The sequence below is a fragment of the Bradyrhizobium symbiodeficiens genome (assembly GCF_002266465.3).
Taxonomy (GTDB): domain Bacteria; phylum Pseudomonadota; class Alphaproteobacteria; order Rhizobiales; family Xanthobacteraceae; genus Bradyrhizobium; species Bradyrhizobium symbiodeficiens.
In genome coordinates this window covers 3,344,047-3,370,629 of sequence record NZ_CP029427.2, presented here as the reverse complement: position 1 = coordinate 3,370,629, position 26,583 = coordinate 3,344,047, and the positions used below count along the sequence as shown (strand labels likewise).

Here is a 26,583-nt window from a genome sequence, read left to right as displayed (position 1 = left end):
AGTCATTACAAGGCCATGTCGAGATGGCCGTTATAGACGACGCGGTGCTCGCCCTCGGCCGGTATCACGGTGCCGAGCTGCGCCACGGTCTCGCCGGCGTCGGTGAAGACCTGCACAACCTCGTCGACCTTGTCGGGCTCGACGATCGCGATCATGCCGATGCCGCAGTTGAAGGTGCGCAGCATTTCCAGCTCGGCGATGCCAGCCTGCGCGGCCAGCCATTTGAACACCGGCAGCACCGGCAGGCGTGCCAGATCGATGCCGACGCCGAGCTCCTTCGGCAGTACGCGCGGAATGTTGTCGGTGAAGCCGCCGCCGGTGATGTGGGCAAGGCCCTTCACCGCGCCGGTCTCGCGGATCGCACGCAGGCAGGATTTGACGTAGAGCTTGGTCGGCGTCAGCAGCGCGCCGCCCAGCGTCATCACAGGGGCGAACGGAGCCTGGGCTTCGAAGCCGAGGCCCGATTGCTCGACGATCTTGCGCACCAGCGAGAAGCCGTTGGAATGCACCCCCGACGAGGCGAGCCCGATCACGGCGTCGCCCGCGGCGATGTCCTTGCGCGGCAGCAGCGTGCCCCGCTCCGCAGCACCGACAGCAAAGCCGCCGAGGTCGTAGTCGCCGTCCTTGTACAGCCCGGGCATCTCGGCGGTCTCGCCGCCGATCAGGGCACAGCCGGATTCTCGGCAGCCTTCCGCGACGCCCGCGACGATCGAGGCCGTCGCCTCCGGATCGAGCTTGCCGCAGGCGAAATAGTCCAGGAAGAACAGCGGCTCGGCGCCCTGCACCACGAGGTCGTTGACGCTCATGGCGACGAGGTCGATGCCGATCCCGCCGTGCAGCCCGGTCTCGATCGCAATCTTGACCTTGGTGCCGACCCCGTCGGTCGCAGCCACCAGGACCGGGTCCTTGAAACCGGCCGCCTTGAGGTCGAACAGACCGCCGAAGCCGCCGATCTCGGCGTCGGCGCCGGGCCGTGCGGTGGCGCGCACCATCGGCTTGATCAAATCGACCAGGCGGTTGCCCGCGTCGATATCGACGCCTGAATCGGCGTAAGTGAGGCCGTTTTTGCGGTCGGTCATGCCCGATTTCCAGTGGGTTTGCGGCTGGTTACGTCGAATTCCGGGGACGCGCAATGGCAAGCGTGGCGCCCCACCCTATAGTATGTAGATATCAACCGGTTCAGCCTCCCGAGGGGGCCGGATTCGAGGTCAGACCGGGTGCCGGGAAGCGCTTTCGTGAGTATTCCGAATATCATTACCCTGGGCCGCATCATGCTGGTCCCGATCATCGTCTGGGCCATCGTGTCGAGCCAAATGGAGGTCGCGTTCGCCGTCTTCCTGATCGCCGGGATCAGCGATGCCGTGGACGGCTTCCTGGCCAAGCGCTTCAACATGACGAGCGAACTCGGCGCCCTGCTCGATCCGCTCGCGGACAAGGCGCTGCTGGTCTCGATCTACATGGCGCTCGGGATCTGGGGCGCAATCCCGCGCTGGATCGTGATCCTGGTGGTCTCGCGCGACATCATGATCGTCGCCGCCGTGATCGTATCCTGGCTGTTCGACCGGCCGGTCGAGATGAAGCCGTCGAAAGTGTCCAAGCTTAACACCGTGGCGCAAGTGGCGTTCGCGGCCCTCGTGCTGGCGGCGCTTGCCTTCGGCTTCAAGCCGGCCCCTTATGATATCATCCTGATGAGCCTCGTCACGGTCTTCACGCTCGCCTCCGTGTCGCTCTATCTGGTCGAGTGGCTGCGGCACATGAGTACGATCGAGGCCAAATGAGAGGCGATGTGGCCCCGCAAAAGGCCAACTCCCGCTCGATACGTTCGATCTCTTCACATCACGCCGGGCCCGCCGGCATGGAGCAAAGCAAGCGTGCCAGGCCGCGTTCACCCCCGACAATTGGCGTTTTCGCTTCCGCATGCGGAAAGCCTCAGCCGGGACAATTTCCTCGAAGGCCCCGCCAACGCGGCCGGTCTCGGCCTGATCGACAGCTGGCCGGAATGGCCGAACCGGATCATGTGGCTGGCCGGCCCGGAAGGAAGCGGCAAGAGCCATCTCGCCGCGATCTGGGCTGAGGAATCCGGCGCCCCGCTCCACCACGGCCAATGCACTGACCGCCGCGAGCGTTCCGGGCGCGCTCGCCACCGGCGCCCTGGTGGTCGAGGACATCAAGGTCGGGGAATTTGACGAACGCGCCCTCTTCCACCTGATGAACCTTGCCCGCGAGGACGAGGCCAACCTCCTCTTCACCGGACGCGAGGTGCCAGCCGCGCTGGAAATCGAGCTTCGCGACCTGCGCTCGCGTCTGCGGGCCGTGCCGGTGGTCGCGTTGCTGCCGCCCGACGACCGACTGTTCCGCGGCCTGATCGTCAAATTCTGCGCCGACCGCCAGCTCGCCGTCGACGAGAGCGTGGTCAGCTACCTCGCCACCCGCCTGGAGCGGTCCTCGGCCGCCGCCCGCCAGGCCGTGGAGCTGCTCGACAGCGAAGCCCTCAGGCTCGGCCGCCCCGTCACCCGGGCGCTGGCCGCCGAGCTGTTGCGGGACGCCTGACCTGCGCTTCCAAGGCCCCACGCGAAGCCCGCTTGACGCGGCGAAGCGGCGGAACATCAATGTCATCGAAACGTCATCGCTCTAACACATGCTCCCGGCGGTTTTGCGGGTAAGTCGCAAATTGGGGCGAACTGGATGGACCGACTTCTGATGGACTCTGTGCAAACTGTTGAAACTAAAGAAAAAGCCCCAGAGACCGAGAGCCTGCCGGCGATCGCATCGAGTCCCGAGCGATTCATCAACCGCGAGCTCTCCTGGCTGCATTTCAACCGCCGCGTCCTGGAGGAATCGGTCAATCCAAGCCACCCCATGCTTGAGCGGGTGCGATTCCTGTCGATTTCGGCGAATAACCTCGACGAGTTCTTCATGGTCCGCGTCGCCGGCATCAAGGCCCAGGTGCGCGAGGGCATTGCCGAACGCAGCCCCGACGGTCTGACCCCGTCCGAGCAGCTCGCGCTGATCAACCGCACCGTCTCCGAGCTTGCCTCCGACCAGCAGGCAATCTGGCGCGATTTGCGCGGCACCCTGGCCGATGTCGGCATCGTGCTGGTCGAGGGCAAGGACGTCACCAAGGCGGAACGGACCTGGATCGAGGACTACTTCCTCAGCAACGTGTTCCCGCTGCTGACGCCGCTGGCGATCGACCCCGCCCACCCCTTCCCGTTCATCCCGAGCCTCGGCTTCACCATCGCGCTCCAGCTCACGCGCGCCGCCGACGGCAAGCAGATGAACGCGTTGATCCGCATGCCGGGCAAGATCGACCGCTTCATCCGCCTGCCGACCGAGGGCAAGGTGGTCCGGCTGATCTCGCTGGAACAGGCGACCGCCCTGTTCATCAACCGCCTGTTCCCCGGCTACAACCTGCACGGCCAAGGCGCTTTTCGCGTCATCCGCGACTCCGAACTCGAAATCGAGGAAGAGGCCGAGGATCTCGTCCGCCTGTTCGAGACCGCGCTGAAACGCCGCCGCCGCGGCTCGGTGATCCGGCTCGAGATCGACGCCAAGATGCCGGAGCAGCTGCGCAACTTCGTGCAGCACGCGCTGTCGACCGCCGACGACGAGGTGTTCCTCGTCGACGGCGTGCTCGCCATGAACGAGCTCTCGCAACTCACCCGCCTCGACCGGCCCGATCTGGAATTCACCCCTTACGTGCCCCGGCATCCCGAGCGCGTGCGCGAGCAAGGCGGCGACATCTTCGCTGCGATCCGGCAGAAGGACCTCGTCGTCCATCACCCCTACGAATCCTTCGACGTGGTGGTGCAGTTTCTCCAGCAGGCGACGCGCGACCCCGACGTCGTCGCCATCAAGCAGACGCTCTACCGCACCTCGAGCAACTCGCCGATCGTGCGCGCGCTCGTGGAAGCTGCCGAAGCCGGCAAGTCCGTCACCGCGCTGATCGAGCTCAAGGCGCGCTTCGACGAGGAGGCCAATATCCGCTGGGCGCGCGATCTCGAACGCGCCGGCGTGCAGGTCGTCTACGGCTTCCTCGAACTGAAGACGCACGCAAAACTCTCGATGGTGGTGCGCCGCGAGGGCGGCAGCCTCACGACTTACGTTCATACCGGTACCGGCAACTACCACCCGGTCACCGCGCGCATCTACACCGACCTCTCCTACTTCACATCCGATCCGACCATCGGCCGCGATGCTGCGCGCGTGTTCAATTTCATCACCGGCTATGCCGCGCCGAGCGATCTGGAAAAGATGGCGGTGTCGCCGCTCACCCTGCGCAAACGCATCATCGAGCATATCCAGGGCGAGACCGCACACGCTAAGCACGGCCGGTCCGGCGCGGTCTGGATGAAGATGAATGCGCTGGTCGATCCTGATATTATCGATGCGCTGTACGAGGCCTCCCAGGCCGGCGTGCAGGTCGAGCTGGTGGTGCGCGGTATCTGTTGCCTGCGGCCCGGCATTCCCGGCCTGTCCGAGAACATTCGCGTCAAGTCGATCATCGGACGCTTCCTGGAACACGGCCGAATCTACTGCTTCGGCATGGGTCAGGGCCTGCCGAGCGCCAAGGCGGCTGTGTATATCTCGTCGGCCGACATGATGCCCCGCAACCTCGATCGCCGCGTCGAGGTGCTGTGCCCGCTGCAGAATCCCACGGTGCATCAGCAGGTTCTCGAACAGATCATGGTCGCGAACCTGAAGGACAATGAGCAAAGCTGGCAATTGTTGCCGGACGGGTCCTCAACGCGTATGAAGACCGCGAAGGGCGAGGAGCCTTTCAACGTGCACAACTACTTCATGACAAATCCGAGTCTGTCTGGCCGTGGAAAGTCGCTCAAGGAATCCTCGCCGCGTCGTCTCACGCGCCGGAACGAACGCCATCAATCCTGATCGGGGATTTCCGACGTGAAGCGGCCGCGCAAGCGCGGCTCGAGCGTCGCGGTCATCGATATCGGCTCCAACTCGGTCCGTCTCGTCGTCTACGAGGGACTGACGCGCAGTCTCATTCCGATCTTCAACGAGAAGACGCTGTGCGGCCTTGGACGCGAGGTGCAGAGCACCGGCCTGCTCGCGCCCGATGCCGTCGACAAGGCGCTGACCTCGCTGAGGCGCTTCCGCGCATTGTGCCGCGTGATGCAGGTCGGACGCGTGTTCGCGATCGCGACTGCGGCCTGCCGTGACGCCTCCAACGGCCCCGATTTCATCGCCAGGGCCGAGCGTATCTGCGCCGTGAAGATCGAGATCCTGTCGGGGCCGCGCGAGGCGCGGCTGTCGGCGCTTGGCGTGATCTCCGGCATCCACCATCCCGACGGCATCGTCGGCGACCTCGGCGGCGGCTCGCTCGAATTGATCGACGTGCGCAGGAACAGCGTGCGCAGCGGCGTGACGCTGCCGCTCGGCGGGCTGGCGCTGCAGGACCTCGCGCATAAATCGCTCAAGCGGGCCGACCGCATCGTCCGCGAGGAGATCGACGACGTCGAGCTGCTGACCGCGGGCCGCGGCCGCACCTTCTACGCGGTCGGCGGCACCTGGCGCGCACTCGCGCGCATTCACATCATCCAGAGCGGCTATCCGCTCCAGGTGATGCATGGCTATTCGATTTCGGCCGCCGAGGCGCTCGACTTCTCGCGTCGTCTGCGTCGTCTCGCCGCCGCGGACATGCTCGCCGACATCGAGAGCGTCGCCGATGCACGCCGCCCGCTCCTCACCTATGCGGCGCTGGTTCTCGAGCACATCATCCGGGTGGCGAAGCCGAAGACGATCGTGTTCTCGACCTTCGGCGTGCGCGAGGGCCTGCTGCACGAGAAGCTGTCGGAGGCGGAACGCACCAAGGACGGCCTGATCTGCGCCGCGGAAGAGCTCAACCGGCTGCTGTCGCGCTCGGCAAAGCACGCCCACGAGCTGATTGCCTGGACCGACCGCCTCGTTCGCGTGGTGAAGCTGCGCGAGACCGAGGAGGACCGCCGCTTGCGCCACGCCGCGTGCCTGCTGTCCGACATCGGCTGGCGCGTGCATCCCGATCACCGCGGCGAGCAGACGCTGAGCCTCGTCGTCAACGGCAATTTCGGCGCGATCACCCACACCGAGCGGGCCTTCGTCGGCCTGTCGGTGTTCTATCGCTATGCGGGCCTGAGCGAGGAAAACCAGCCGCCGTTGACCATGCAGGAACTGCTGACGCCGGCGCAGCTCGAACGCGCGCGCCTTCTCGGCGCCGCGTTCCGCGTCGCGCATCTGATCTCGGCGGCGCGTCCGGGCGTGCTGCCGGCCACGCATTTCCGCAGCGAGGGCCGCAAGCTGATGCTCATGTTCGAGCACCGACTCGGCGACCTCGTCGCCGACCGCGTCGGCAGCCGCTTCAAGCAGCTCGCCCGCCTGATCAACCGCGCCGGCTCGATCGTGCGGCGCTGACAACGAGGACAGTGCGTCAAGCGAGCGGCTGGGTCTTCAACCAGCAGTGGCCGTTGGATCTCCGCTACCTTCGGGCGCGATGACGGCTTTCAGTCCGCCGAGCTCGGAATCGGTGAGGACGAGCTGCCATCCATAGGCACTCAGCACGTCCTGAACGATCGCGAGGCCGAGACCGGCACCTTCGCCGCGCTCATCCAGTCTCGCACCGCGTTCGAGTACGCGCGAACGTTCGGCGGGCGCGATGCCCGGGCCGTCGTCTTCGACCGTGATCGCCGGATTTGCAGTGGCGTCTGCGCCAATCCGCACCCGGCTCCTGGCGTGACGGGTGGCGTTTTCCAGGAGATTACCCAACACTTCCGCCAGATCAGCCCGATCGAGCGGTACGCTCGGCTCGCCCGTGATGCAGGTCTTGAATTCAAGCAGCTGGGCAGCAGGCGTGCGCGCCAGCGTCAGCATCAGGGATTCGACAAGCGGTCTGAGGGGCGTGGAAGTACCGCCACGCAGTCGCGCCGTGCCCCGCGCCCGGGCGCGTGCCAGCTCGCGGTCGACATGACGGCTCATCGCATCGGCGACGGCTTCGATGGCCTGGGCGATGTCCTGCTCGCCTCGCTGGCGCAACAGCGCGACATCGGCCGCGAGAGCGGCGAGCGGCGTCTTCAGCCCGTGAGCCAGGTCGGCGGCGCGGCTGCGCGAACGCTCGATCTCGCCTTCCTGGGCGTCGATCAGATTGTTGACCTCTTCCACCAGCGGCTTCACCTCGGCAGGGACATCGACGGGAAGATGCTTGCGTTGGCCGGAGCGGACGTCGGCGACGCCGCGGCGAAGTGCATCGAGCGGCCGGAGGCCCAGTCCGACCTGGACCGAGGTGGCCGCCGCCAGCACCAGGCCCAGCAGGCCGAGCGCCAGCGCCAGATCCCTGGCGAATTGCGAGGCGGCGACCGACACGCGGGCAAGATCGGCCGCCACCGCAACGCGCACCGGAACGCGGCGGTCGCCCACGGTGAGCAGCACGCGGCGTTCACTGACCAAAAGCCGCGCGTTCGCCGGCCCGGCGATGACGTGACGGTGCAATTCGCGAGGCGACGGCTCGTCCTGCGGCAAGTCCAAGGCCGTATCCCACAGCGAGCGCGAACGCAGCACCTGACCGCCGTCGTCCGATACCTGCCAGTACAAGCCCGAAAGCGGGTCGGCAAAACGCGGATCGGCCGGCGGCCGGCCCACCACCAGCTTGCCCTTCGCATCCACGTCGATACCTGCGATGAGTTGCTTCAGATAGACGTCGAGGTCGTCGCCAATGCTGCGCGTGACGTGGCGTTCGAACAGCAACGTCAGCCCGGCTCCGGCGATGGTCAGCGCGATCAGGATCGCCACCACTCCGCCGGCCACCAGTCGCAGCCGCAGCGAGCCCCAGCTCACGGCGTCGTCTCCGGGACCAGATAGCCGAAGCCGCGCCTGGTCTCGATCAGATCCGCCCCGAGCTTCTTGCGCACCCGGCCGACCAGCACCTCGAGTGCGTTCGACTCGTGGTCCTCGCCATGGCCATAGACGTTCTCGTCGAGCTCGTGCTGCGGCACCACGCGGCCACGATGGTGCAAGAGAAAGGCGACCAGGCGGTATTCCAGCGGCGACAACGCGACGGGTACGCCGCGCAGCGTCACCTTCATCTGGCGTTCGTCGAGTTCGACGTCGCCGGCAACGATCCGGGGGGAAGCATGCCCCGCCGAGCGACGCACGATCGAGCGCAGCCGCGCCAGCAATTCTTCCATGCGGAACGGCTTGGGCAGGTAGTCGTCGGCGCCCGCGTCGATCCCGTCGACGCGCTCGGCCCAACTGCCGCGCGCCGTCAGGATCAGCACCGGCATGGAGCGTCCGTTCGCGCGCCAGCGCTTGAGCACCGCCAGGCCGTCCATGCCGGGCAGGCCGAGATCGAGGATGACGGCGCCGTACTCCTCGGTATCGCCGCGGAACCAGGCTTCCTCGCCGTTGCGGACGGTCTCGACCACATAGCCGGCCGCGTGGAGCGCCCTCTCCACATCGGCTGCGATCCGTCGGTCGTCCTCCACCAGCAACAGGCGCATCACTTCTCCCTGATGCGTTCGATCTCGCCGCTCCGCGCATCGACGTGCACCTCGTAGAGGCGGCCCTTGTCGTCCACGACGCGAAACTCGTAGACCCAGCGGCCCCGCTCGCGCTCTATCTCGACGCCGGCGACCTCCCCCGGCAGCTTGCCACGAATGGAGGCGAGGATGTCGGCGAGTGACTTGATCTCGCCCGCCTCGACTGCGCGGCGAACCGCGTCGGGCGCGCCTCGATCGTGGCCGCCTGCTGCGGCAGGCACCGGCGCGAGCAGGACGCCTGCCAGCAAAGGCACTGCGAGGAATCCCAGGAAGCTGGCTGGTTGCATTCACAAAGACTGCCCTAATCAACCTGACAAGACGCTGACGTGGATCAACAGGTAGCCGTCAGGGCCCGTCTGCCAATATCCGTACATCGCCTCGCCGCATGACGCGGCCGGACGCCAAAAGCCGGAGAGAATCATGCGCAAGATCACCATCCTCACCGCTGCCGCCGCCTTGCTCGCAGCCGCCGCGACCGCTCATGCCGGCAGCCTCGGGCGCCCCTGCACTGCAGCGCCACAGACAAGCTGGCTGCCGCTCGAACAATTGCAGGCCAAGGTCGAAGCCCAGGGTTACAAAGTCCAGAAGGCCAAGCTCAAGAATGCCTGTGGCGAACTCTACACCATCGACAAGTCCGGCAGCCGGGTCGAATTGTTCGTCGATCCGACCAGCGGCCGGATCGTCGGTCAGTTGTAAGAGGCCGCCATGAGCGTCATTCACGACGCGATCGTGGCCGGCGGCGAGAAGCCGCCGGCCGCCGTCAAGGTCTGGGACCCCTTTGTGCGCGTGTTCCACTGGTCGCTGGCCGGGCTGTTTCTGCTCGCTTATGCGACCGGCGACGAGATCGAGAATGTCCATATCGCCGCCGGCTACACGATTGCGGGGTTGCTCGGCTTACGGATCGTGTGGGGCTTCGTGGGACCGCGCCATGCGCGCTTCAGCGACTTCGTACGCTCGCCGCGCGCGGTGCTCGCCTACGCGCGCGACGTGGCGCTGCTGAGGGCGCCGCGCTATCTCGGCCACAATCCCGCCGGCGGCGCGATGGTCGTGGCGCTGATCGTCATGCTGATCGGCACCTGCGCCACCGGTTACATGATGACGACCGGCAGCTTTTGGGGAGCAAAATGGGTGGAAGAGGTCCATGAGACGTTCGCCAACCTCACGATCGGCCTCGTCGTCGTCCATGTGATTGGCGTCCTGGTGGCGAGCTTCGAGCACCGCGAGAACCTGGTGAAGGCGATGATCACCGGCAGGAAGCGTCCATCGTGAGCGAGACTGCTTGGCCCAGCCGCGGCCTCACCGGGAGGGGCGAAGACCGCCGATTGAGGCAAATCAACTCGCCCGCGCGCGGCTGGAGTAAGCGAAACCTGCAATCGAGTAGCGCTTCGCTCGCCGGTGAGCGAGGGAGATTCCTCATGCGAGTCCGTCACGGAAATCTCCTTTTCACCTCCTCCGGGGGCGCGCTCGCGCGTACCCTTCTTGCGATTGCATCTCTTGCGATTGCATCGATTTTGTTGCCCTCAGTCTCGATGGCGCAGGACGAGGTCAAGCTCAGCGATGCACAGGCGCGCAATCTCGGCGTGCGCGTCACCCATCCGGTCGCGAGCCGGACCGATCTCACGCTGCCCTATCCCGTCCAGATCGTGATCCCGACGCAGCAATTGTGGGTCGTCAGCGCGCCGGTGGCTGGCATGGTCGCCAATCTCCTGGTCGGGCGCGGTGACCGCGCCACCGCCGGCCAGCCGCTGGTCATCCTGGAAAGTCCGAGCTTCGTCTCCCAGCAGCGCGACTATCTGCACGCGATTGCGCAGGAGCATCTCGTCAGCCAGCAGCTCGCGCGCAACGTCGATCTGTTCGAGGGCAAGGCCGTGCCGCAACGCGTGCTCGAGGCCAGCCAGGCCGAAGCGCGCCAGGCCGCTCTCGTCGTCGCCGAACGGCGCCAGATGCTGCATCTGAGCGGGATGTCCGATGATGCAATCTCGCGCCTCGCCCAGCAAGCGGCGATCAGCGCGACGCTCACCGTCAATGCGCCGCAAACCGCATCGGTGGTCGAGCTCGCGGTGTCGCCGGGACAACGGCTCGAACAATCAGCGTCGCTCGTCAAGCTGGCGCGGCTCTCGCCGCTATGGGCCGAAATCGCGGTCCCTGCCGCCAATATTCACGTGATCCGCGCCGGCGCGAAAGTCGAGATCGAGGGCTATTCCACTTCAGGCAAGGTCGTGCTGGTTTCCGAGACCATCGACGCTGCCACCCAGACCATTCTGGTTCGCGCGGAAGTCCCCAATGACGGCGAGCTGCATCCCGGCCAGACCACCGCGGCCCGCATCGGGTTTCTCTCGGCCGGCGAAAGCGCCTTTGAGATCCCTTACAGCGGGCTGGTCCGGCGGGGCGAGCAGACATCGGTCTTCGTCGCCTTCGACGGCGGCTTCCGTCTGGTGCCGGTCAAGCTGCTTGCGGAAGACCAGGACCATGTCGTCGTGTCGGGCGCCGTCACGGAGCGGGACACGATCGCAATCGGCGGCATCTCGGCGCTGCGCGGCATGCTCTCGGGACTGGGGCAGTAAATGCTCCGGCGCCTGGTTGCGTTCGCGCTGTCGCAGCGACTGTTCGTTCTGCTGAGTGTGCTGCTGGTGATGGGCGCCGGCGCCGTCCTCCTGCCCGGCCTGCCGATCGACGCCTTTCCCGACGTCTCGCCGGTTCAGGTCAAGGTCATCATGAAGGCGGCGGGCCTCACCCCTGAAGAGGTCGAGCAGCGCATCACCGTCCCCGTCGAGCTCGAGCTGCTCGGATTACCGAACAAGAAGGTGCTTCGTTCGACCACGAAATACGCGCTGGCCGACATCACCGTCGATTTCGAGGACGGCACCGACATCTACTGGGCGCGCAACCAGGTCTCGGAGCGTCTGTCGAACATCTCGCGCGATTTCCCCGAAGGCGTGACCGGCGGGCTTGCGCCGATCACGAGCCCGCTCGGCGAGATGTTCATGTTCACGATCGACAGTCCCGAGCTTTCGCTTGCCGAGCGCCGGACCCTGCTCGACTGGGTGATCCGCCCCGCCCTGCGGACGGTCCCCGGCGTTGCTGACGTCAATGCGCTCGGCGGCTATGTCCGCGCCTTCGAGATCGTGCCGCGCAACGATGCGCTGGCCGCGCGCGGCATTTCCTACGACGTGTTTCGCCGGGCCATCGAGGCCAACAGCCGCAACGACGGCGCCGGACGGGTCAACCAGGGCGAAGACAGCGCCCTGGTCCGGATCGAAGGCAGCATCCGTTCGATCGAGGACATCAAGGCTATCGTCGTCGACACCCGCGAGGGCGTGCCGATCCTGGTCAACGACGTCGCAAGCGTCAAAGTCGGCACGCTGACGCGCTATGGCGCGGTCACGGCGGACGGCCGCGGCGAAACCGTCGAGGGATTGGTTCTCGGCTTGCGCGGCGCCAACGCGGGTCAGCTCATCCGCGACGTGCGTGCCCGACTCGCGGAGCTGCAACCTTCGTTGCCGAAGAGCGTGTCGCTCAACGTGTTCTACGACCGCAGCCGCCTGGTCAACCGCGCCGTCGGCACCGTGGTGCGGGCCCTCGGCGAGGCCACCGTCCTGGTCATCGTTCTCCTGCTGCTCTTTCTCGGCAACTGGCGCGCATCGCTGGTGATCGCGCTCAGCCTGCCGCTCGCCATCGTGATGGCGTTGATCATCATGCGCCTGGTGGGCATGTCGGCCAACCTGATGAGCCTCGGCGGACTTGCGATCGCGATCGGCATGCTGATCGACGCGCTGGTCGTCGTGGTCGAGAACATCGTCGGCAATCTCGCCAAGCACGAGCCGGGCAAAGCCGCGCCGCTGATCCACCTGGTTTACCGTTCGGTCTGCGAAGTCCTGGAGCCGGTCGCCTCGGGTGTGCTCATCATCATCATCGTGTTCGTCCCGCTGCTGACGCTGCAGGGGCTGGAGGGCAAGCTGTTCATCCCGGTCGCGCTCGCCATCATCTTCGCGCTGGCCGCCTCGCTGCTGCTGGCGCTCACCGTGATCCCGGTCGCGATCTCCTTCGTGCTCAAATCCGCCTCGCATCGCGATCCCCTGCTGGTGCGTGCGGCACAACGGGTCTACGCGCCGGCATTGCACTGGGCCCTCGACAACGAACGCAAGGTGATGGCCGCGGCGCTGATCGGCCTCGTTGCGGCAGGCTTCGCCTATACCCAGCTCGGCAAGACCTTCATGCCGACGATGGACGAAGGCGACGTCATCGTCAGCGTCGAGACGCTGCCCTCGGTCAATCTCGACGAGTCGCTTGCGATGAATACAAGGCTGCAGACCGCCCTGCTGGCCGTGCCTGATATTGCCGGCATCGTCGCCCGGACCGGGTCGGACGAGCTCGGCCTCGATCCCATGGGCCCCAACCAGACCGACACGTTCCTGGTGCTCAAGCCGGCCGCCGAGCGTGCGACCGACAATCGCGAGGCCCTGCTGCAGAAGCTTCGCGAGGTCCTCGCCGGCTTTCCCGGCATCTCGCTCAGCTTCACCCAGCCCATCGACATGCGCGTCCAGGAGATGATCAGCGGCGTGCGCGGCGACGTCGCCGTCAAGATCTTCGGCCCCGACATCGCCCGGCTGAACGAGACCGCGGCAAAGCTGTCGGCGATCCTGTCCAGTATCGACGGTGCCGAGGACGTTTACACCACGCTGAACGAAGGCGCTCAATATTACACGGTTGCGGTCAATCGCCTGGAGGCCGGCCGCCTCGGCCTGAGCGTGGATTCCATCGTCGCCTCGCTGCGGACCCAGATCGAGGGTCGCATCATCGGGACCGCGCTCGAGGAAGGACGCCGTACGCCGATCCTGGTCCGGGGCAGCGAGACGACGCGGGAGGCGCCGACATTGCTGGCGAGCCTGCCGCTGACGCTGGCGTCCGGGCGGCATGTCGCGCTGTCGCAGGTCGCCCGCATCCAGCGCGTGGATGGCCCGGTGAAGATCGACCGCGAGGACGGCGCCCGCATGAGCGTGGTGCGGGCCAACGTCCGCGGCCGCGACATGGTCGGCTTCGTCGAAGCCGCCCAACAAAAGGTGGCGACCGAACTGCCGCTGCCGAGCGGCTACCGGCTGACCTGGGGCGGACAGTTCGAGAATCAGCAACGCGCCGCCGCGCGCCTGTCCGTCGTGGTCCCCGTCGCGATCGGCCTGATCTTCGTGCTGCTGTTCACCACCTTCGGGGCCATCAGGCAGGCGCTGCTGGTGCTGGTCAACATTCCCTTCGCGCTGATCGGCGGCGTGTTCGCGCTGGTCGTGACGGGCGAGTATCTGTCGGTGCCGGCCTCGGTCGGATTTATCGCGTTGCTCGGCATCGCCGTGCTCAACGGCGTTGTGCTGGTCTCCTACTTCAATCAGCTCCGCGCGCACGGCCTTCCCGAGGATCGCATCGTCGTCGAAGGCGCCATGCGCAGGCTTCGCCCCGTGCTGATGACCGCGAGCATCACGGCGCTGGGCTTGATCCCGCTGCTGTTCGCCACAGGGCCGGGATCCGAGGTGCAGCGGCCGCTCGCCATCGTCGTGATCGGGGGACTGCTGTCCTCCACCCTGCTCACCCTAATTCTCCTGCCGATCCTGTATCGCCGCTATGGCGGGACGTCGAAGGTGACGAAATGACCGAGCACCCCGTCTGTCTCACGCTGATCGTGCCGCATCGCCTCCGCGAGGAGGTGTTCGACTATCTCACCGAGCAGAGCGACCTGGTTTCGGGATTCACGGCATCGCACGGAGCGGGTCACGGCACTGAGGTCCGCTTGCATACGGCCGCCGAACGCGTGAAGGGCCATGCCGATCAGGCAGTCGTGCAGGTGATCCTGGCGAGCAGCGATGCCGGCCGCTTGCTCGACCGCCTGCGGCTCTCGTTCGCCGGAACCAAGCTGGTCTACTGGACGATCCCCGTGACGGAGCTCGGCACGATCGACTGAGCGGCCCTACTCTGCCGACGCCCGGGCGTGCCGCTCCGACGATGCCAGTGCGGCAGAGGTCAGTTTGCGCCGGCGCCAGATGCTGCCGACCACCAGCACGACGACGACGCCGAGCGCCGCGCAGAAATATTCGCCGCCGGCACCGCCATGGCCGAACTGCGGCGGGATGCGCAAGGCACCGAGCATGCCGTCGAGCGAGGCGCCGAACGAACCTTCGAACAGCGTGTGCAGCTTGGGCGCAACGCCCGGATCGGTCGCGATCACCTCGCCGGCGATCCAGCCGAGCAGCGCCGCACCGGCCCAGACCAGCACCGGCAGCTTTTCGAGCAGCGCCATGATCAGCGCCGCGCCGGCCACGATCAGCGGCACGCTGATGGCAAGGCCGAGGATCAGCAGCGGCACGCTGCCATTGGCGGCCGCGGCGACCGCAATGACGTTGTCGAGCGACATGACGATGTCGGCGACCACGACGATCTGCACGGCCTGCCAGAGATGCGAGGCAGCATCGACGTCGTCGTCGTCTTCGTGTTCCGGCACCAGCAGCTTGGCCGCGATCACGATCAGCGCGAGACCGCCGATCAGCTTGAGGTACGGCAGCTCCATCAAGGTCGCGACGATGCCGGTGAAGATGATCCGCAGCAGCACCGCGGCGCCAGCACCGAAGATCATGCCCCACAGGCGGTGTCGCGGCGACAGGCCGCGGCAGGCGAGCGCGATCACCAGCGCGTTGTCACCGGACAAGAGGATGTTGATCCAGATGATCTTGCCGACCGCAATCCAGAAGGTCGGCTCGGCCATCTCGTTGCGAAACTGGGTGAAGAATGCCCCGATCGTGGCGGGATCGAAGATCTGCCAGAGCCAGTTCACAATAGGTCCTTTCGCCCGGTCTTTAAATTACGGCTGATGGATCAGCCGACGATCTCGTTGCCCGAGAAGAACTGCGCGATCTCGATCGCGGCGGTCTCCGGCGCATCCGAGCCGTGGGCGGAATTCTCGCCGATCGACTTGGCGTAGAGCTTGCGGATGGTGCCGTCGGCAGCCTTGGACGGGTCGGTCGCGCCCATCGCGTCGCGATACTTGGCGACGGCGTTCTCGCCTTCCAGCACCTGCACGACCACGGGGCCCGAGGTCATGAACTCGACGAGCTCGCCGAAGAACGGCCGCGCCTTGTGGACGGCATAGAAGGTCTCGGCCTGTTCCTTGGTCATGCGGATGCGCTTCTGCGCGACGATGCGCAGGCCCGCCTTTTCGATCACGGCGTTGACGGCGCCGGTCAGGTTACGGGCGGTCGCGTCGGGCTTGATGATCGAGAAAGTGCGTTCGATGGCCATAATCTTGTCCTTGGGAAGAAAAGCGGTGATTGTCGAGTTGCCGGGCTTATATCGGCGCCTTTGTCATCCGGCAAGCGACCGCCCGAGTGACGTCACAGGCGCTTCGCCGCAGGACCGGAGGGTGCGGTTCAACATGGATTACGACAATTTCACCCAGATGAACCCAATCTGAAGGCTCCGTCAGGATTCGGTTCAGCCTCGCCGGCGTAGGGTTGGCCGCATCGAAACCGAAGTCCGATCACCGGGCGGACCGTTTCGGAGGCCTTTCCATCGGACGCGATAGCCCCGCGCCGGCAGTTTTGAGGAGATCACCATGTTGAGGAAACTTTCGCTTGCCGCTGTGGCCGCGGTTGCGCTGGGTGCCGCGCTGGCGCCGACCTCGGCTTCAGCGCACTGGCATGGCGGCGGCCCGGGTTGGCATGGCGGTGGCGGCTGGCACGGCGGCCACCGTTGGGGCGGACCGCGCTTCTATGCCCCCGTCTCCTACGGTTATGGCGGCTGTTATGTGCGCCGGCTGGTCCCGACCCCCTGGGGACCCCGCTGGCGGATGGTCAACCGCTGCTACTGAGCCCGACAGCACCTTCCTGAAGACCGACAGGTATCTGCGCCCCCACAGGTACCTTCCTAGAGGAGCCCCGGCGATCCCCCCGCCGGGGCTTCGCATTTTGGGCGGACATGCCGGGAATCATGCAATTTTGACGAGAATGCCGGCATTGCCCAAAAGCGGCGAAACCATTTTGGGGGTCAATGACTTGGTACCGTGTCTTTACTTTGAGCACACGGAACCTAACGCGATGGCCGCCCTTTTTGCCAATGACAGCGAACAGATCGACGGCCGCACCAGTCGCTCGATTCGCGATGCCGTGGGCGAACGGCTCCAGCAGCGCCTGCGTCCCGAAACCCAGCTCCCGACCCATCTCGAACAGCTCATGAACGAGCTGAGACAGCGCGACCGCGACCAGCATTGAGCTGGTGCGAAAAACGGGTTGCGTTCGACGCGCCTTGCGGTGACAAGGCCGCATGCTTGGGATCACCGACCTCTCCATCCGCCTCGCCGGACGCCTTCTGATTGACCAGAGTTCCGTGCAGATCACGCCGGGATCGCGCGTGGGTCTGGTCGGACGCAACGGCACCGGCAAGTCGACGCTGTTCAAGGTGATCCGCGGCGAGCTCGCGGCCGAGCACGGCTCGGTGAGCCTGCCGCCGCGCTGGAGCGTCGGCAGCCTCGCCCAAGAAGCCCCGAACGGACCCGAAAGCCTGATCTCCGTCGTGCTCAAGGCCGACCTCGAACGCGAGGCTCTGCTCACTGAAGCCGAAGGCGCGACCGATCCGCACCGCATCGCCGAGATCCAGACCCGGCTGGTCGACATCGACGCGCATTCGGCGCCGAGCCGTGCCGCGGCGATCCTGTCCGGCCTCGGCTTCTCCGCCACCGACCAGCTCCGTCCCTGCGCCGAATTTTCCGGCGGCTGGCGCATGCGCGTCGCGCTCGCCGCCACGCTATTCGCCGCCCCCGACCTGTTGCTGCTCGACGAGCCCACCAACTATCTCGATCTCGAGGGCACGCTGTGGCTGGAGGATCATCTCGCGCACTATCCGCGCACGGTGATCGTGATCAGCCATGACCGCGATCTGCTCGAAAGCTCGGTCGACCAGATCCTGCATCTGGAGCGCGGCAAGCTCACGCTCTACAAGGGCACCTACTCCTCGTTCGAGGAGCAGCGCGCCATGCGCGAGATGCTCGATGCCAAGGCGGTCAAGCGCCAGGAGGCCGAGCGCGCCCGCCTGCAAGCCTTCGTCGACCGCTTCAAGGCCAAGGCCTCCAAAGCCCGCCAGGCCCAGTCCCGCGTCAAAATGCTGGAGCGGCTGAAGCCGATCACGGCGCTGGTCACCCAGGACGTGCGCGAGATCAGCTTTCCCGCACCGGAGAAGATTTTGTCACCGCCGATCATCGCGGTCGACAACGTTTCGGTCGGCTACGATCCGGCTAACGCCGTGCTCAATCGCGTCACCTTGCGCATCGACAATGACGACCGCATCGCCCTGCTCGGCTCCAACGGCAACGGCAAGTCGACACTCGTCAAACTGCTCGCAGGCCGCCTCGCGCCGTTCTCCGGCAAGGTGACGCGTGCTGACAAGCTGTCGATCGCCTATTTCGCGCAGCATCAGCTCGACGAATTGAACGAAGACGGCTCCGCCTACGACCACGTCCGCAAGCTGATGGGTGGCGATGCGCCCGAGGCCAAGGTCCGGGCCCGCGCCGGTGCGATCGGTTTTTCCGGCAAGGCGGCCGACACCAAGGTCAGCAAATTGTCCGGCGGCGAGAAGGCGCGGCTGCTGCTCGGCCTTGCGACCTTCTTCGGCCCCAACATGATCATCCTGGACGAGCCAACCAACCATCTCGACATCGACAGCCGTGCAGCGCTTGCCGAGGCCATCAACGAATTCCCCGGCGCCGTCATCATGGTCTCGCACGACCGCTATCTGATCGAGGCCTGCGCCGACCAGCTCTGGATCGTCGCCGACCGCACCGTCACGAACTACGACGGCGACCTCGACGAATACCGCCGCCTGGTGCTGTCCGCGCGCAACGGCGAGCCCGCCCCGCGCGAGCGCAGCGTCGCAAGCGAAAAGCCGCAGCGCGCCAGGTCGGACAATCGCGGCTCGCTGAAGAAGCGCATCACCGAAGCCGAAGCCGAGATCGCGCGCGTCGGCGCGATCATCGCCAAGATCGACACCGCGCTGTCGCTACCCGACATCTTTACCCGCGATCCCAAACAAGCCGCGCAATTGTCGAAGGCCCGCGCCAATGCCGCCGACGCACTCGCGCGCGCGGAGGAGCAGTGGCTGGAGGCGAGCACGCAGTTCGATGAAGCGGCTGGGTAGCTCGTGTGCCCCGGCCAAGGGGGCAGCGCGAAGGCGATGCGCCGCAGAGCCCGGACCCAGGAGCAGCTTGCACGCTGAAACATGGGTCCCGGCTCAGCGTCGCGTCATTTCATGCCGCGCCGCGTCCGGGACACGGGCATTTTGTTACGCGTGCTTCTTCTTCGGCTTGGCTGCCTTCGGCACCGGCTGCGGATCAGGATTGCCTTCGATCGACGACAGGCGACCCGCCGTGAAGGTGTAGATGCCCGCTCGCGGGCCCGTCGTCCATGTCACCACGGCGACGCGCCGCCCGGCGCCATCATTGGAGAGATTGACGTTCGACGGCGCGCCGATGCCGCGCACCACGTCGCATTCGGTGTGGCCGAGCGCGACCGTGCCGCCCATCGGAGCCGGCGCCGTCGTCGACGCATTGGCATCGGCCGGTCCCGGAGGCGGCGTCATGCCGGGACAGGCGCCGTCGGCGCTGACGAGATCCTCAGCGGCCACCGGCTTGTCGGGGGTCAGCGGCGGCGACTCGATCGAGATGTTCTTGATGAACAGCCGGCTGGGCGTGTTGAACCATTGTGCGTCCTTGGCGGACGCGAGCAGGTCGGTCCCGCCGGAGCAGCCCGCAACCAGAGGCCCGACGGCAGCCAACGCAACGATGAGCGAGCTGGGAAGCTTTTGATGTCGCACGATAAACCAAATTCCCCGCGTGAAGGACCAGCCCTAAGCGATTGTCCCAACATCACTTTGCGGCACGAAGGTGACAAAAGCCAGCATCGCCCGAAAAGTGCAAATTATCATTAATTGCGAAGGCCCCCTAATTCCGACGCTGCCATCGGCCCCGCTCGTCGGCCTGCCAATAGGTGACATCAAATCCCCGCGCCTTGCAATCCGTCCACGCGCTGCGGGCGAGCGCGAGGGCATCCGGATCGTCGCCGTTGAACAGCATCACCATGCGCGCATAGCCCTGCGCGTCCTGCGGCAGGGCGGCGTTGTCGACCAGGAATCGGACATGGGCGCCGTTGGGATTGCCCTCCTCGATTGCCAGCACGACCGGCTGATCGGCAGCATCGTTCACGCGCCATGTCGCATGCGGCAGGAATGAATCGTCGCGATAGGTCCACAGGTGCGCATCGAGCGCGTCGGCGCGCTCTTCCGAGGTCGACTGCACCACGACGCGCCAGCCGCGCTCGAGCGATTTCTCGAGAAGCGGCGGCAACACGTTCTCCACCGTCATGTTTTGCAGATGATAGAACAGGACTTCAGTCATCTCGGGTCATTTGCGTTCGTAATGGTCTACGACCAGGCGGTCGAGCAGGCGGACGCCATAGCCGCTTGCCCAGCTTTGGTTGATGTCGGTCTTCGGCGCGCCCATGGCGGTACCGGCGATGTCGAGATGGGCCCAGGGCGTGCCGTCGACGAAGCGCTGCAGGAACTGCGCCGCGGTGATCGAGCCGCCATGGCGGCCGCCGGTGTTCTTCATGTCGGCGAACTGGGAATCGATCAGCTTGTCGTATTCGGGACCGAGCGGCATGCGCCAGACCTTGTCCCCGGTCTCGGTGCCGGCCGCCAGCAGGCGTTCGGCGAGTTCGTCATTGTTGGAGAACATGCCGGCATGCTCGGTGCCGAGCGCGACCACGATCGCGCCGGTCAGCGTCGCCAGATCCACCATGAATTTCGGCTTCACCTTCTTGGCGACGTACCAGAGCACGTCGGCCAGAACGAGGCGGCCCTCCGCGTCGGTGTTGATGATCTCGATGGTCTGGCCCGACATCGAGGTGACGATGTCGCCCGGCCGCTGCGCATTGCCGTCGGGCATGTTCTCGACGAGACCGATGGCGCCGACCACGTTGGCCTTGGCCTTGCGCGCGGCAAGCGCGTGCATCAGGCCGACGACGCAGGCCGCGCCCCCCATGTCGCCCTTCATGTCCTCCATGCTGCCGGCCGGCTTGATCGAAATGCCGCCGGTGTCGAAGCAGACGCCCTTGCCGACGAAGCTCACCGGCGCCTCACCCTTCTTGCCGCCGTCCCAGCGCATGATCACGGTGCGGCTCGGCCGCGCCGAGCCCTGGCCGACGCCGAGCAGCGCGCCCATGCCGAGCTTCTGCATCGCCTTGACGTCGAGCACCTCGACCTTGACGCCGAGCTTGCGGAGCTGACTGGCGCGGCGCGCGAATTCCTCGGGGAAGAGCACGTTCGGCGGCTCGTTGACGAGGTCGCGCGCGATGATCACGCCGTCGACGACGTGGCCGGCCGAGGCAAAGGCCTTCTTCGCAGCAGTGGCATCGCCGACCGCAAGCGAGATGTCGGCGCGCGAGCCGCCCTCCTCGCCGTCCTTCTTCTTGGTCTTGTAGCGGTCGAACTTATAGGCGCGCAGGCGCAGGCCCGAGGCGATCGCAACCGCCTGCTCGCTCGTCATGGCACCGCTCGGCAGTTCCGCCATGACGGTCATGGCGGCCGCCCCCGCGGCAAGCTTGCCCGCCGCCACCCCGCCGAATTTGAGGAAATCGTTCGCCTTCAGGCCGGCCGCCTTGCCGGCGCCGATCACGAGCAGACGGGTGGCCTTCACCCCTTCCGGCGCCAGGATGTCGAGCGCAGCCCCGGTCTTGCCCTTAAAGGCGGCAGCGGCGGCCGCGCGCTTCACGAGTTCGACAGCGCCGCCCAGCGCCTTGGCCGTCGCCGGACCGACCTTCAGACTGTCGTCGCAGAACACGACCAGGATGCCACGGGCGGCAGCAGACAATGGGACGAAGCCGACCTTGATGGCATCGGACATGGGTAACTCCTTCAAAAATCTTGGTCTTTTTGCTGTTCAGGGTCCCTGGCCGGGGCCGGACCTGAACGGCGATTCATTGAGCCATCCGCACTATGGGCCAGCGCCCCGGCAGATGCCAAGCACCCCCCGTGGCCTCAACGCCACAACGAGGGAAATATTAACCGTATAATGAGGGTGCCACGGGGCAGCCATTTTGTTGACGGATCAAAGGGATGGTAGTGAGAGAGTGAGCTGGCGGAAGAGGCGCTGGCCAACCTTGGGGATCCCCTGATCGGGGATTGGTTGGGCAGCGGGAATTTCGGCCGACATTGGGGACTTGGTGGGATTCGTGCGGTAGCGCATGGGGTCGATCGATAGGTATATCTTCCGCACGACGCTGGCGTCGTTTGCGCTGATCCTGGTCAGCCTCACCGGCGTGATCTGGATTACGCAGGCGTTGCGCGGCATCGACCTGATGACGAGCCAGGGTCAGACCATCCTCACCTTCCTCGGCATCACCAGCCTCGTCGTGCCGGCGCTGGTCCTGATCATCTCGCCGATCGCGCTGATGATCGCGATCTCGCACACGCTGAACAAGCTCGCGACCGATTCCGAGATCATCGTGATGAATGCCGCCGGCCTGTCGCCGATCCGGCTGTTCCTTCCGTTCTTCTATGCCACCTGCGTGGTGGCGCTGCTGGTGGCCTTCATCGCGGCCTATCTCGCTCCCGACGGCATGCGGCGGATCAAGCAGTGGGATGCCGAGATCACCGCGGACGTGCTCACCAACATCCTGCAGCCCGGGCGCTTCGCCCAGCTCGACCAGAATCTCACGATCCGGATTCGCGAACGCCAGCCCGGCGGCGTCCTTGCCGGCATCTTCATCGACGACCGCCGCGATCCCAAAGAGCGCGTCTCGATCGTCGCCGAGCACGGCGAGGTCGTGAAGAATGAGACCGGCTCGTTCCTGGTGCTGGAGACCGGCAATCTCCAGCGCTTCGAGGCGGGCAAGCGCGATCCCGCGCTGGTGGCGTTCGGCCGCTACGGCTTCGACATGTCGAAGTTCTCGGGCCAGGGCCGCGACGTCACCCTCGGCATCCGCGAGCGCTATCTCTGGGAGCTGTTCTCGCCGTCCGAGAACGACCCCGTCTACAAGCAGATTCCCGGCCAGTTCCGCTCGGCGCTGCATGACAGCCTGCTCGCGCCGATCTATCCCTTCGCCTTCGCCGTGCTGACCTTCGCCTTCCTCGGTGCGCCCCGCACCACCCGCCAGAGCCGCAATTTCTCGATCGGCGGTTCGGTCGTCGCGGTGTTCGGCCTGCGCATGGCCGGCTTTGCCTGCTCGGTGATGGCGGTGAAGTCATCGAGCCCGGTCCTGGTCCAGTACGCGATGGTCTTTGGCGCCATCGGCGTCGGGCTGTGGATGATCATCGGCGGCGTCGTGGTCGAGCCGCCCCCTGGCCTCATGGAAGCCATCAACAGGTCGAACGCGCGCATCGCGCGGCTGTTCGGACGGCCGGCCACCGCATGAGCATGCTCACCAACACGCTCGGACGCTATTTCGCCGGCCGCTTCGTGGTCGCGGCGCTCGGCGTGTTCCTGGGCATTTTCCTGCTGCTGGTGCTGGTCGACTACATCGAGATGGTGCGCAAGACCTCGGGGCTGGCGTCCGCCTCGGCGCTGATGGTGGCCGAGACCTCGCTGTTCCGGGTGCCGCAGCTGCTGGAGAAACTGACGCCGTTCTGCATGCTGATCGGCGCCATGACCTGCTATCTCGCCCTCTCCCGCCGACTCGAGCTCGTGGTTGCGCGCGCCGCCGGCATCTCCGCATGGCAGTTCATTTCGCCGGCGCTCGGCAGCGCGCTCCTGATCGGGGTGATCGCGACGATCGCCTACAATCCGATGTCGGCGAATCTGCGCGAGCTCTCCAAGCGCATGGAAGCCGAGCTGTTCGGCTCGGCACCCGGCGGCGGCATCCAGGACGCCTCCGGCTTCTGGCTCAATCAGCTGACCAGCGACGGCCAGACCATCATCAACGCCGCGCGCAGCGAGCAGCAGGGCGTCCGACTCACCGGCCTGACGCTGTTCCGCTTTGACACAGACAGCCATTTCAAGGAGCGGGTCGAGGCGCGCGAGGCGACATTGGAGGCGGGCCATTGGCTGTTCAAGTCCGTTCGCCGCTTCTCGCTGGACTCTCCGCCGATCGACCAGGCCACTCTGGAGATTCCGACGACGCTGACCGAGGCGCAGGTCCGCAACAGTTTTTCCACCCCCGAGACTGTGTCCTTTTGGCAACTACCGAGCTACATCCGCTCCTCCGAAAGCTCGGGCTTCGCGACAGCCGGATACCGACTCCAGTATCAGAAGCTCTTGGCACAGCCGTTTTTGCTGGCCGCCATGGTGATGCTCGCGGCCTCGGTGTCGTTGCGCTTCTTCCGGATGGGCGGCGTGCAAAAGATGGTTTTGAGTGGCGTGGGCGCAGGCTTTCTGCTCTACGTTCTGTCGAAAGTGACTGAAGACTTGAGCAAGGCTGAGTTGATGCATCCGATCGCTGCGGCGTGGTTGCCCGCGGTGGTGGGCGGCCTCACCGGCTTTTTGGCCTTGTTGTACCAGGAGGACGGTTAGTGACTGCCGTCCGTCGAGGACCCGTGTCTGGTTTGACGCGCCGCATCGTGATGCGCGCGAACGGGTTCGGCTTGGCTCTTCGCAGGCTCGTGATGGCTGGCGCTGCCGTGGCATCGCTCGGCGCGCTGATCGATGTTGCCGCCGTGGCCCCCGCCTCGGCCCAGAGCTTCACCTACAATCCGCTGCCGCCGCGCCCGAAGCCGCCGAAGGTCGCCAACGACAACCAGATGCTGGTTCAGGCGACCGAGGTCGACTACGACTACAACAATTCGCGCGTTTCCGCGGTCGGTAACGTCCAGCTGTTCTACAACGGCACCAGCGTCGAGGCCGACAAGGTCATCTACGACCAGAAGACCAAGCGGCTGCATGCCGAAGGCAACATCCGCATGACGGATGCCGACGGCAAGATCACCTATGCCGAGATCCTGGATCTCTCCGACGATTACCGCGACGGTTTCGTCGATTCGCTGCGTGTGGATACCGCCGACCAGACCCGCATGGCCGCGAGCCGCTCCGACCGCTCCGACGGCAATTACACGGTGTTCGAGAACGGCGTCTACACGGCCTGCGCGCCGTGTAAGGACGATCCGAAGAAGCCGCCGCTGTGGCAGGTCAAGGGTGCGCGCATCATCCACGACCAGCAGGAGAAGATGCTGTATTTCGAAACAGCGTCGCTCGAATTCTTCGGCGTGCCGATCGCCTACATGCCCTATTTTTCGACGCCCGACCCGACCGTGAAGCGCAAGAGCGGCTTCCTGATGCCCGGCTATTTCCCGGGCACGACGAACACGGGATTCGGCGCCGAGGTTCCGTATTATTGGGCGATCGCGCCCGACATGGACGCAACCATCACCCCCCGCTTCATGTCGCGGCAGGGCGTGCTGCTGCAGGGCGAATTCCGTCAGCGCCTGATCGACGGCGCCTACCAGATCCGAGCCTATGGCATCAACCAGCTCGATCCCGGCGCGTTTTCCGGCCAGCCCGGCGACAAGCAGTTCCGCGGCGCCGTCGACACCAAGGGTCAGTTCGCGCTGAACGACAAATGGGTCTGGGGTTGGGACGGCGTCCTGATGTCCGACTACTATTTCTTCTCGGACTACCGGCTCTACCAGTACCGCGATCCGCTCGGCTCGTTCCTGCTGCTGCCGACGGAAGCGCTGTCGCAGCTCTATCTGACCGGCGTCGGCAACCGCAGCTTCTTCGACGCGCGCACGATGTACTGGCTGAGCTATTCGGGCAACCAGAGCCAGGTGCCGATCGTCTATCCGGTGATCGACTATTCCAACGTGCTCAACTATCCGGTGTTCGGCGGCGAGTTCAGCTACAAGACCAATTTCGTGAACCTGTCGCGCGACGAGGCGGTGTTCGACCCGATCACCACGGTCGCCAACACCAGCAGCCTGTGCACGACGGCGTCGGCCGATCCGCTGGCCCGCACGCCGTCGCAGTGCCTGCTGCGCGGCTTCCCCGGCACCTATACCCGCCTCACCGCCGAGGCGCAGTGGCGCAAATCCTTCACCGATCCGCTCGGCCAGATCTGGACGCCGTTCGCCAGCCTGCGCGCCGACGCGATCAACTCCTCGGTCTCGAACCAGCCGGGCGTGTCGAACTATCTTCCCGTCGGCGACACCCAGGCGTTCCGCCTGATGCCGACCGTGGGCCTGGAATACCGCTATCCCTTCATCAACATTCAACCCTGGGGTTCGACCACCGTCGAGCCGATCGCGCAGATCATCATCCGGCCGAACGAGACCTATGCCGGCAAGCTCCCGAACGAGGACGCCCAGAGCATGGTGTTCGACGCCTCGAACCTGTTCAGCGTCGACAAGTTCTCCGGCTATGACCGCGTCGAGGGCGGTGGCCGCGCCAATGTCGGCGTGCAGTCCACCACGCAGTTCGACAAGGGCGGCGCCGTCAAGGTGCTGTTCGGCCAGTCCTACCAGCTGTTCGGCATGAACTCCTTCGCGGTCCAGGACTCCATCAATACCGGCCTCGATTCCGGCCTGGACAAGCCGCGCTCCGATTACGTCGCGAGCGCCAGCTATTCGCCCAACAGCACCTACACGTTCAGCGTCCGCTCCCGCATGGACGAGCAGACCTGGAACGTGCAGCGCTTCGAGGCGGAAGGCCGCGCTAACTTCAACCGCTGGGCGGTCAGCGTGCTGTACGGCAATTACGCGCCGCAGCCGGAACTCGGCTATCTGACCCGCCGCGAGGGCATCCTGACCTCGGGCTCGCTGAAGATCGCGACCAACTGGGTGGTGTCGGGCTCGGCGCGGTGGGACCTCGAGGCCAACAAGATCAACCAGTATGTGCTCGGTGCCGGCTATGTCGACGATTGCTTCGTGCTGGCGGCGAACTACGTAACTTCGTATAGCTATGCGGCGGGCACCGCGCCGCCCGTGCTGAGCCATGCGTTCATGTTCCAGATCGGCCTGCGCACGCTGGCGACCTCGTCGACGAGCAGCAATTCCGCCGGCCTCCAGTGAACGGTTTGAAGTGCCGGCGCGTTGCCCCATCACAGGC

General features: G+C 65.7%; 23 protein-coding genes and 1 pseudogene. 15 read left to right on the top strand and 9 right to left on the bottom strand.

All coding sequences use genetic code 11. The annotated features are described in order from the left end of the window. Positions 1-5: 5 nt before the first annotated feature. Positions 6-1,079, bottom strand: coding sequence for a phosphoribosylformylglycinamidine cyclo-ligase (gene purM / locus CIT39_RS15425; RefSeq protein WP_094974486.1), 1,074 nt, complete (start codon positions 1,077-1,079; stop codon positions 6-8). A 156-nt stretch (positions 1,080-1,235) separates the two neighbouring features. On the opposite strand from purM, the gene CIT39_RS15420 reads away from it, so the two are divergent. The 4 genes and pseudogenes from CIT39_RS15420 (at position 1,236) to ppx (ending at position 6,411) form a co-directional block, all read left to right on the top strand. Beyond that, entirely contained in the window at positions 1,236-1,778 is a 543-nt protein-coding gene (locus CIT39_RS15420) for a CDP-alcohol phosphatidyltransferase family protein (RefSeq protein ID WP_094974743.1), read from the top strand. A gap of 93 nt (positions 1,779-1,871) precedes the next feature. After that, positions 1,872-2,550 (top strand): annotated as a pseudogene (locus CIT39_RS15415) (P-loop NTPase family protein). A 150-nt stretch (positions 2,551-2,700) separates the two neighbouring features. Further along, positions 2,701-4,893, top strand: a complete 2,193-nt coding sequence (locus tag CIT39_RS15410; protein ID WP_162308514.1) for an RNA degradosome polyphosphate kinase — start codon at positions 2,701-2,703, stop codon at positions 4,891-4,893. 15 nt (positions 4,894-4,908) lie between these two features. Continuing rightward, positions 4,909-6,411 (top strand): exopolyphosphatase, encoded by a 1,503-nt coding sequence (ppx, locus tag CIT39_RS15405; protein WP_094974488.1) that lies wholly within the window; start codon positions 4,909-4,911, stop codon positions 6,409-6,411. Positions 6,412-6,447: 36 nt separating this feature from the next. Here the strand turns inward: ppx and CIT39_RS15400 are convergent, their stop codons facing one another. From CIT39_RS15400 to CIT39_RS15390, 3 genes are read right to left on the bottom strand one after another with little or no spacing between them, the layout of a single operon-like run. Next, a complete protein-coding gene (locus CIT39_RS15400) occupies positions 6,448-7,827 on the bottom strand; it encodes a sensor histidine kinase (protein WP_094974489.1) in 1,380 nt (459 codons plus the stop codon). Beyond that, entirely contained in the window at positions 7,824-8,489 is a 666-nt protein-coding gene (locus tag CIT39_RS15395; protein WP_094974490.1) for a response regulator transcription factor, read from the bottom strand. Before CIT39_RS15395 ends, CIT39_RS15400 begins: the two co-directional genes overlap by 4 nt. Then, positions 8,489-8,815, bottom strand: coding sequence for a PepSY domain-containing protein (locus tag CIT39_RS15390; protein WP_094974491.1), 327 nt, complete (start codon positions 8,813-8,815; stop codon positions 8,489-8,491). The genes CIT39_RS15395 and CIT39_RS15390 overlap by 1 nt, the downstream gene beginning before the upstream one ends. A gap of 133 nt (positions 8,816-8,948) precedes the next feature. Between CIT39_RS15390 and CIT39_RS15385 the strand changes: the two genes are divergently transcribed. The 5 genes from CIT39_RS15385 (at position 8,949) to CIT39_RS15365 (ending at position 14,475) form a co-directional block, all read left to right on the top strand. Next, the gene (locus CIT39_RS15385) at positions 8,949-9,224 is read left to right on the top strand and encodes a PepSY domain-containing protein (protein WP_094974492.1); all 276 of its coding nucleotides are present in this window, start codon (positions 8,949-8,951) and stop codon (positions 9,222-9,224) included. A 9-nt stretch (positions 9,225-9,233) separates the two neighbouring features. Beyond that, complete coding sequence (locus CIT39_RS15380) at positions 9,234-9,797, top strand: cytochrome b/b6 domain-containing protein (RefSeq protein WP_094974493.1); 564 nt, start codon at positions 9,234-9,236, stop codon at positions 9,795-9,797. Positions 9,798-10,057: 260 nt separating this feature from the next. After that, positions 10,058-11,092, top strand: coding sequence for an efflux RND transporter periplasmic adaptor subunit (locus CIT39_RS15375; RefSeq protein WP_414645249.1), 1,035 nt, complete (start codon positions 10,058-10,060; stop codon positions 11,090-11,092). Then, positions 11,093-14,167: an efflux RND transporter permease subunit gene (locus CIT39_RS15370; protein WP_094974495.1), complete on the top strand. Its 3,075-nt coding sequence runs from the start codon at positions 11,093-11,095 to the stop codon at positions 14,165-14,167. Beyond that, positions 14,164-14,475 carry a DUF3240 family protein gene (locus tag CIT39_RS15365; protein ID WP_094974496.1) on the top strand — a complete coding sequence of 104 codons (312 nt, stop codon included), beginning with the start codon at positions 14,164-14,166 and terminating at the stop codon, positions 14,473-14,475. The genes CIT39_RS15370 and CIT39_RS15365 overlap by 4 nt, the downstream gene beginning before the upstream one ends. Positions 14,476-14,481: 6 nt before the next feature. Here CIT39_RS15365 and CIT39_RS15360 read toward each other — a convergent pair whose 3' ends face one another. Beyond that, on the bottom strand, positions 14,482-15,342 hold the full coding sequence (locus CIT39_RS15360) for a TerC family protein (RefSeq protein WP_094974497.1): 861 nt from the start codon (positions 15,340-15,342) through the stop codon (positions 14,482-14,484). 41 nt (positions 15,343-15,383) lie between these two features. Next, a complete protein-coding gene (gene ndk / locus CIT39_RS15355) occupies positions 15,384-15,806 on the bottom strand; it encodes a nucleoside-diphosphate kinase (RefSeq protein ID WP_094896700.1) in 423 nt (140 codons plus the stop codon). A gap of 313 nt (positions 15,807-16,119) precedes the next feature. Between ndk and CIT39_RS15350 the strand changes: the two genes are divergently transcribed. From CIT39_RS15350 to CIT39_RS15340, 3 genes are all read left to right on the top strand, one after another. Then, on the top strand, positions 16,120-16,374 hold the full coding sequence (locus tag CIT39_RS15350) for a sulfur globule protein precursor (RefSeq protein ID WP_094974498.1): 255 nt from the start codon (positions 16,120-16,122) through the stop codon (positions 16,372-16,374). 136 nt (positions 16,375-16,510) lie between these two features. After that, positions 16,511-16,774 (top strand): hypothetical protein, encoded by a 264-nt coding sequence (locus tag CIT39_RS15345; protein ID WP_140479222.1) that lies wholly within the window; start codon positions 16,511-16,513, stop codon positions 16,772-16,774. A gap of 52 nt (positions 16,775-16,826) precedes the next feature. Then, positions 16,827-18,692, top strand: a complete 1,866-nt coding sequence (locus tag CIT39_RS15340; RefSeq protein ID WP_094974499.1) for an ABC-F family ATP-binding cassette domain-containing protein — start codon at positions 16,827-16,829, stop codon at positions 18,690-18,692. Positions 18,693-18,836: 144 nt separating this feature from the next. Here CIT39_RS15340 and CIT39_RS15335 read toward each other — a convergent pair whose 3' ends face one another. The 3 genes from CIT39_RS15335 to CIT39_RS15325 form a co-directional block, all read right to left on the bottom strand. Next, entirely contained in the window at positions 18,837-19,328 is a 492-nt protein-coding gene (locus CIT39_RS15335; protein WP_181955169.1) for a hypothetical protein, read from the bottom strand. Between the two features lie 166 nt (positions 19,329-19,494). Continuing rightward, the gene (locus CIT39_RS15330; protein WP_094974501.1) at positions 19,495-19,947 is read right to left on the bottom strand and encodes a DNA polymerase III subunit chi; all 453 of its coding nucleotides are present in this window, start codon (positions 19,945-19,947) and stop codon (positions 19,495-19,497) included. 6 nt (positions 19,948-19,953) lie between these two features. Further along, positions 19,954-21,453, bottom strand: coding sequence for a leucyl aminopeptidase (locus CIT39_RS15325; RefSeq protein ID WP_094974502.1), 1,500 nt, complete (start codon positions 21,451-21,453; stop codon positions 19,954-19,956). Between the two features lie 340 nt (positions 21,454-21,793). Between CIT39_RS15325 and lptF the strand changes: the two genes are divergently transcribed. Genes lptF through CIT39_RS15310 form a run of 3 tightly spaced genes read left to right on the top strand, consistent with a single transcriptional unit; the run spans position 21,794 to position 26,546 of the window. Next, on the top strand, positions 21,794-22,963 hold the full coding sequence (gene lptF / locus CIT39_RS15320; protein WP_094974503.1) for an LPS export ABC transporter permease LptF: 1,170 nt from the start codon (positions 21,794-21,796) through the stop codon (positions 22,961-22,963). Then, positions 22,960-24,057, top strand: a complete 1,098-nt coding sequence (gene lptG / locus CIT39_RS15315) for an LPS export ABC transporter permease LptG (RefSeq protein WP_094974504.1) — start codon at positions 22,960-22,962, stop codon at positions 24,055-24,057. The genes lptF and lptG overlap by 4 nt, the downstream gene beginning before the upstream one ends. After that, entirely contained in the window at positions 24,057-26,546 is a 2,490-nt protein-coding gene (locus CIT39_RS15310) for an LPS-assembly protein LptD (protein ID WP_162308513.1), read from the top strand. Before lptG ends, CIT39_RS15310 begins: the two co-directional genes overlap by 1 nt. The last annotated feature ends 37 nt before the right edge of the window (positions 26,547-26,583 follow it).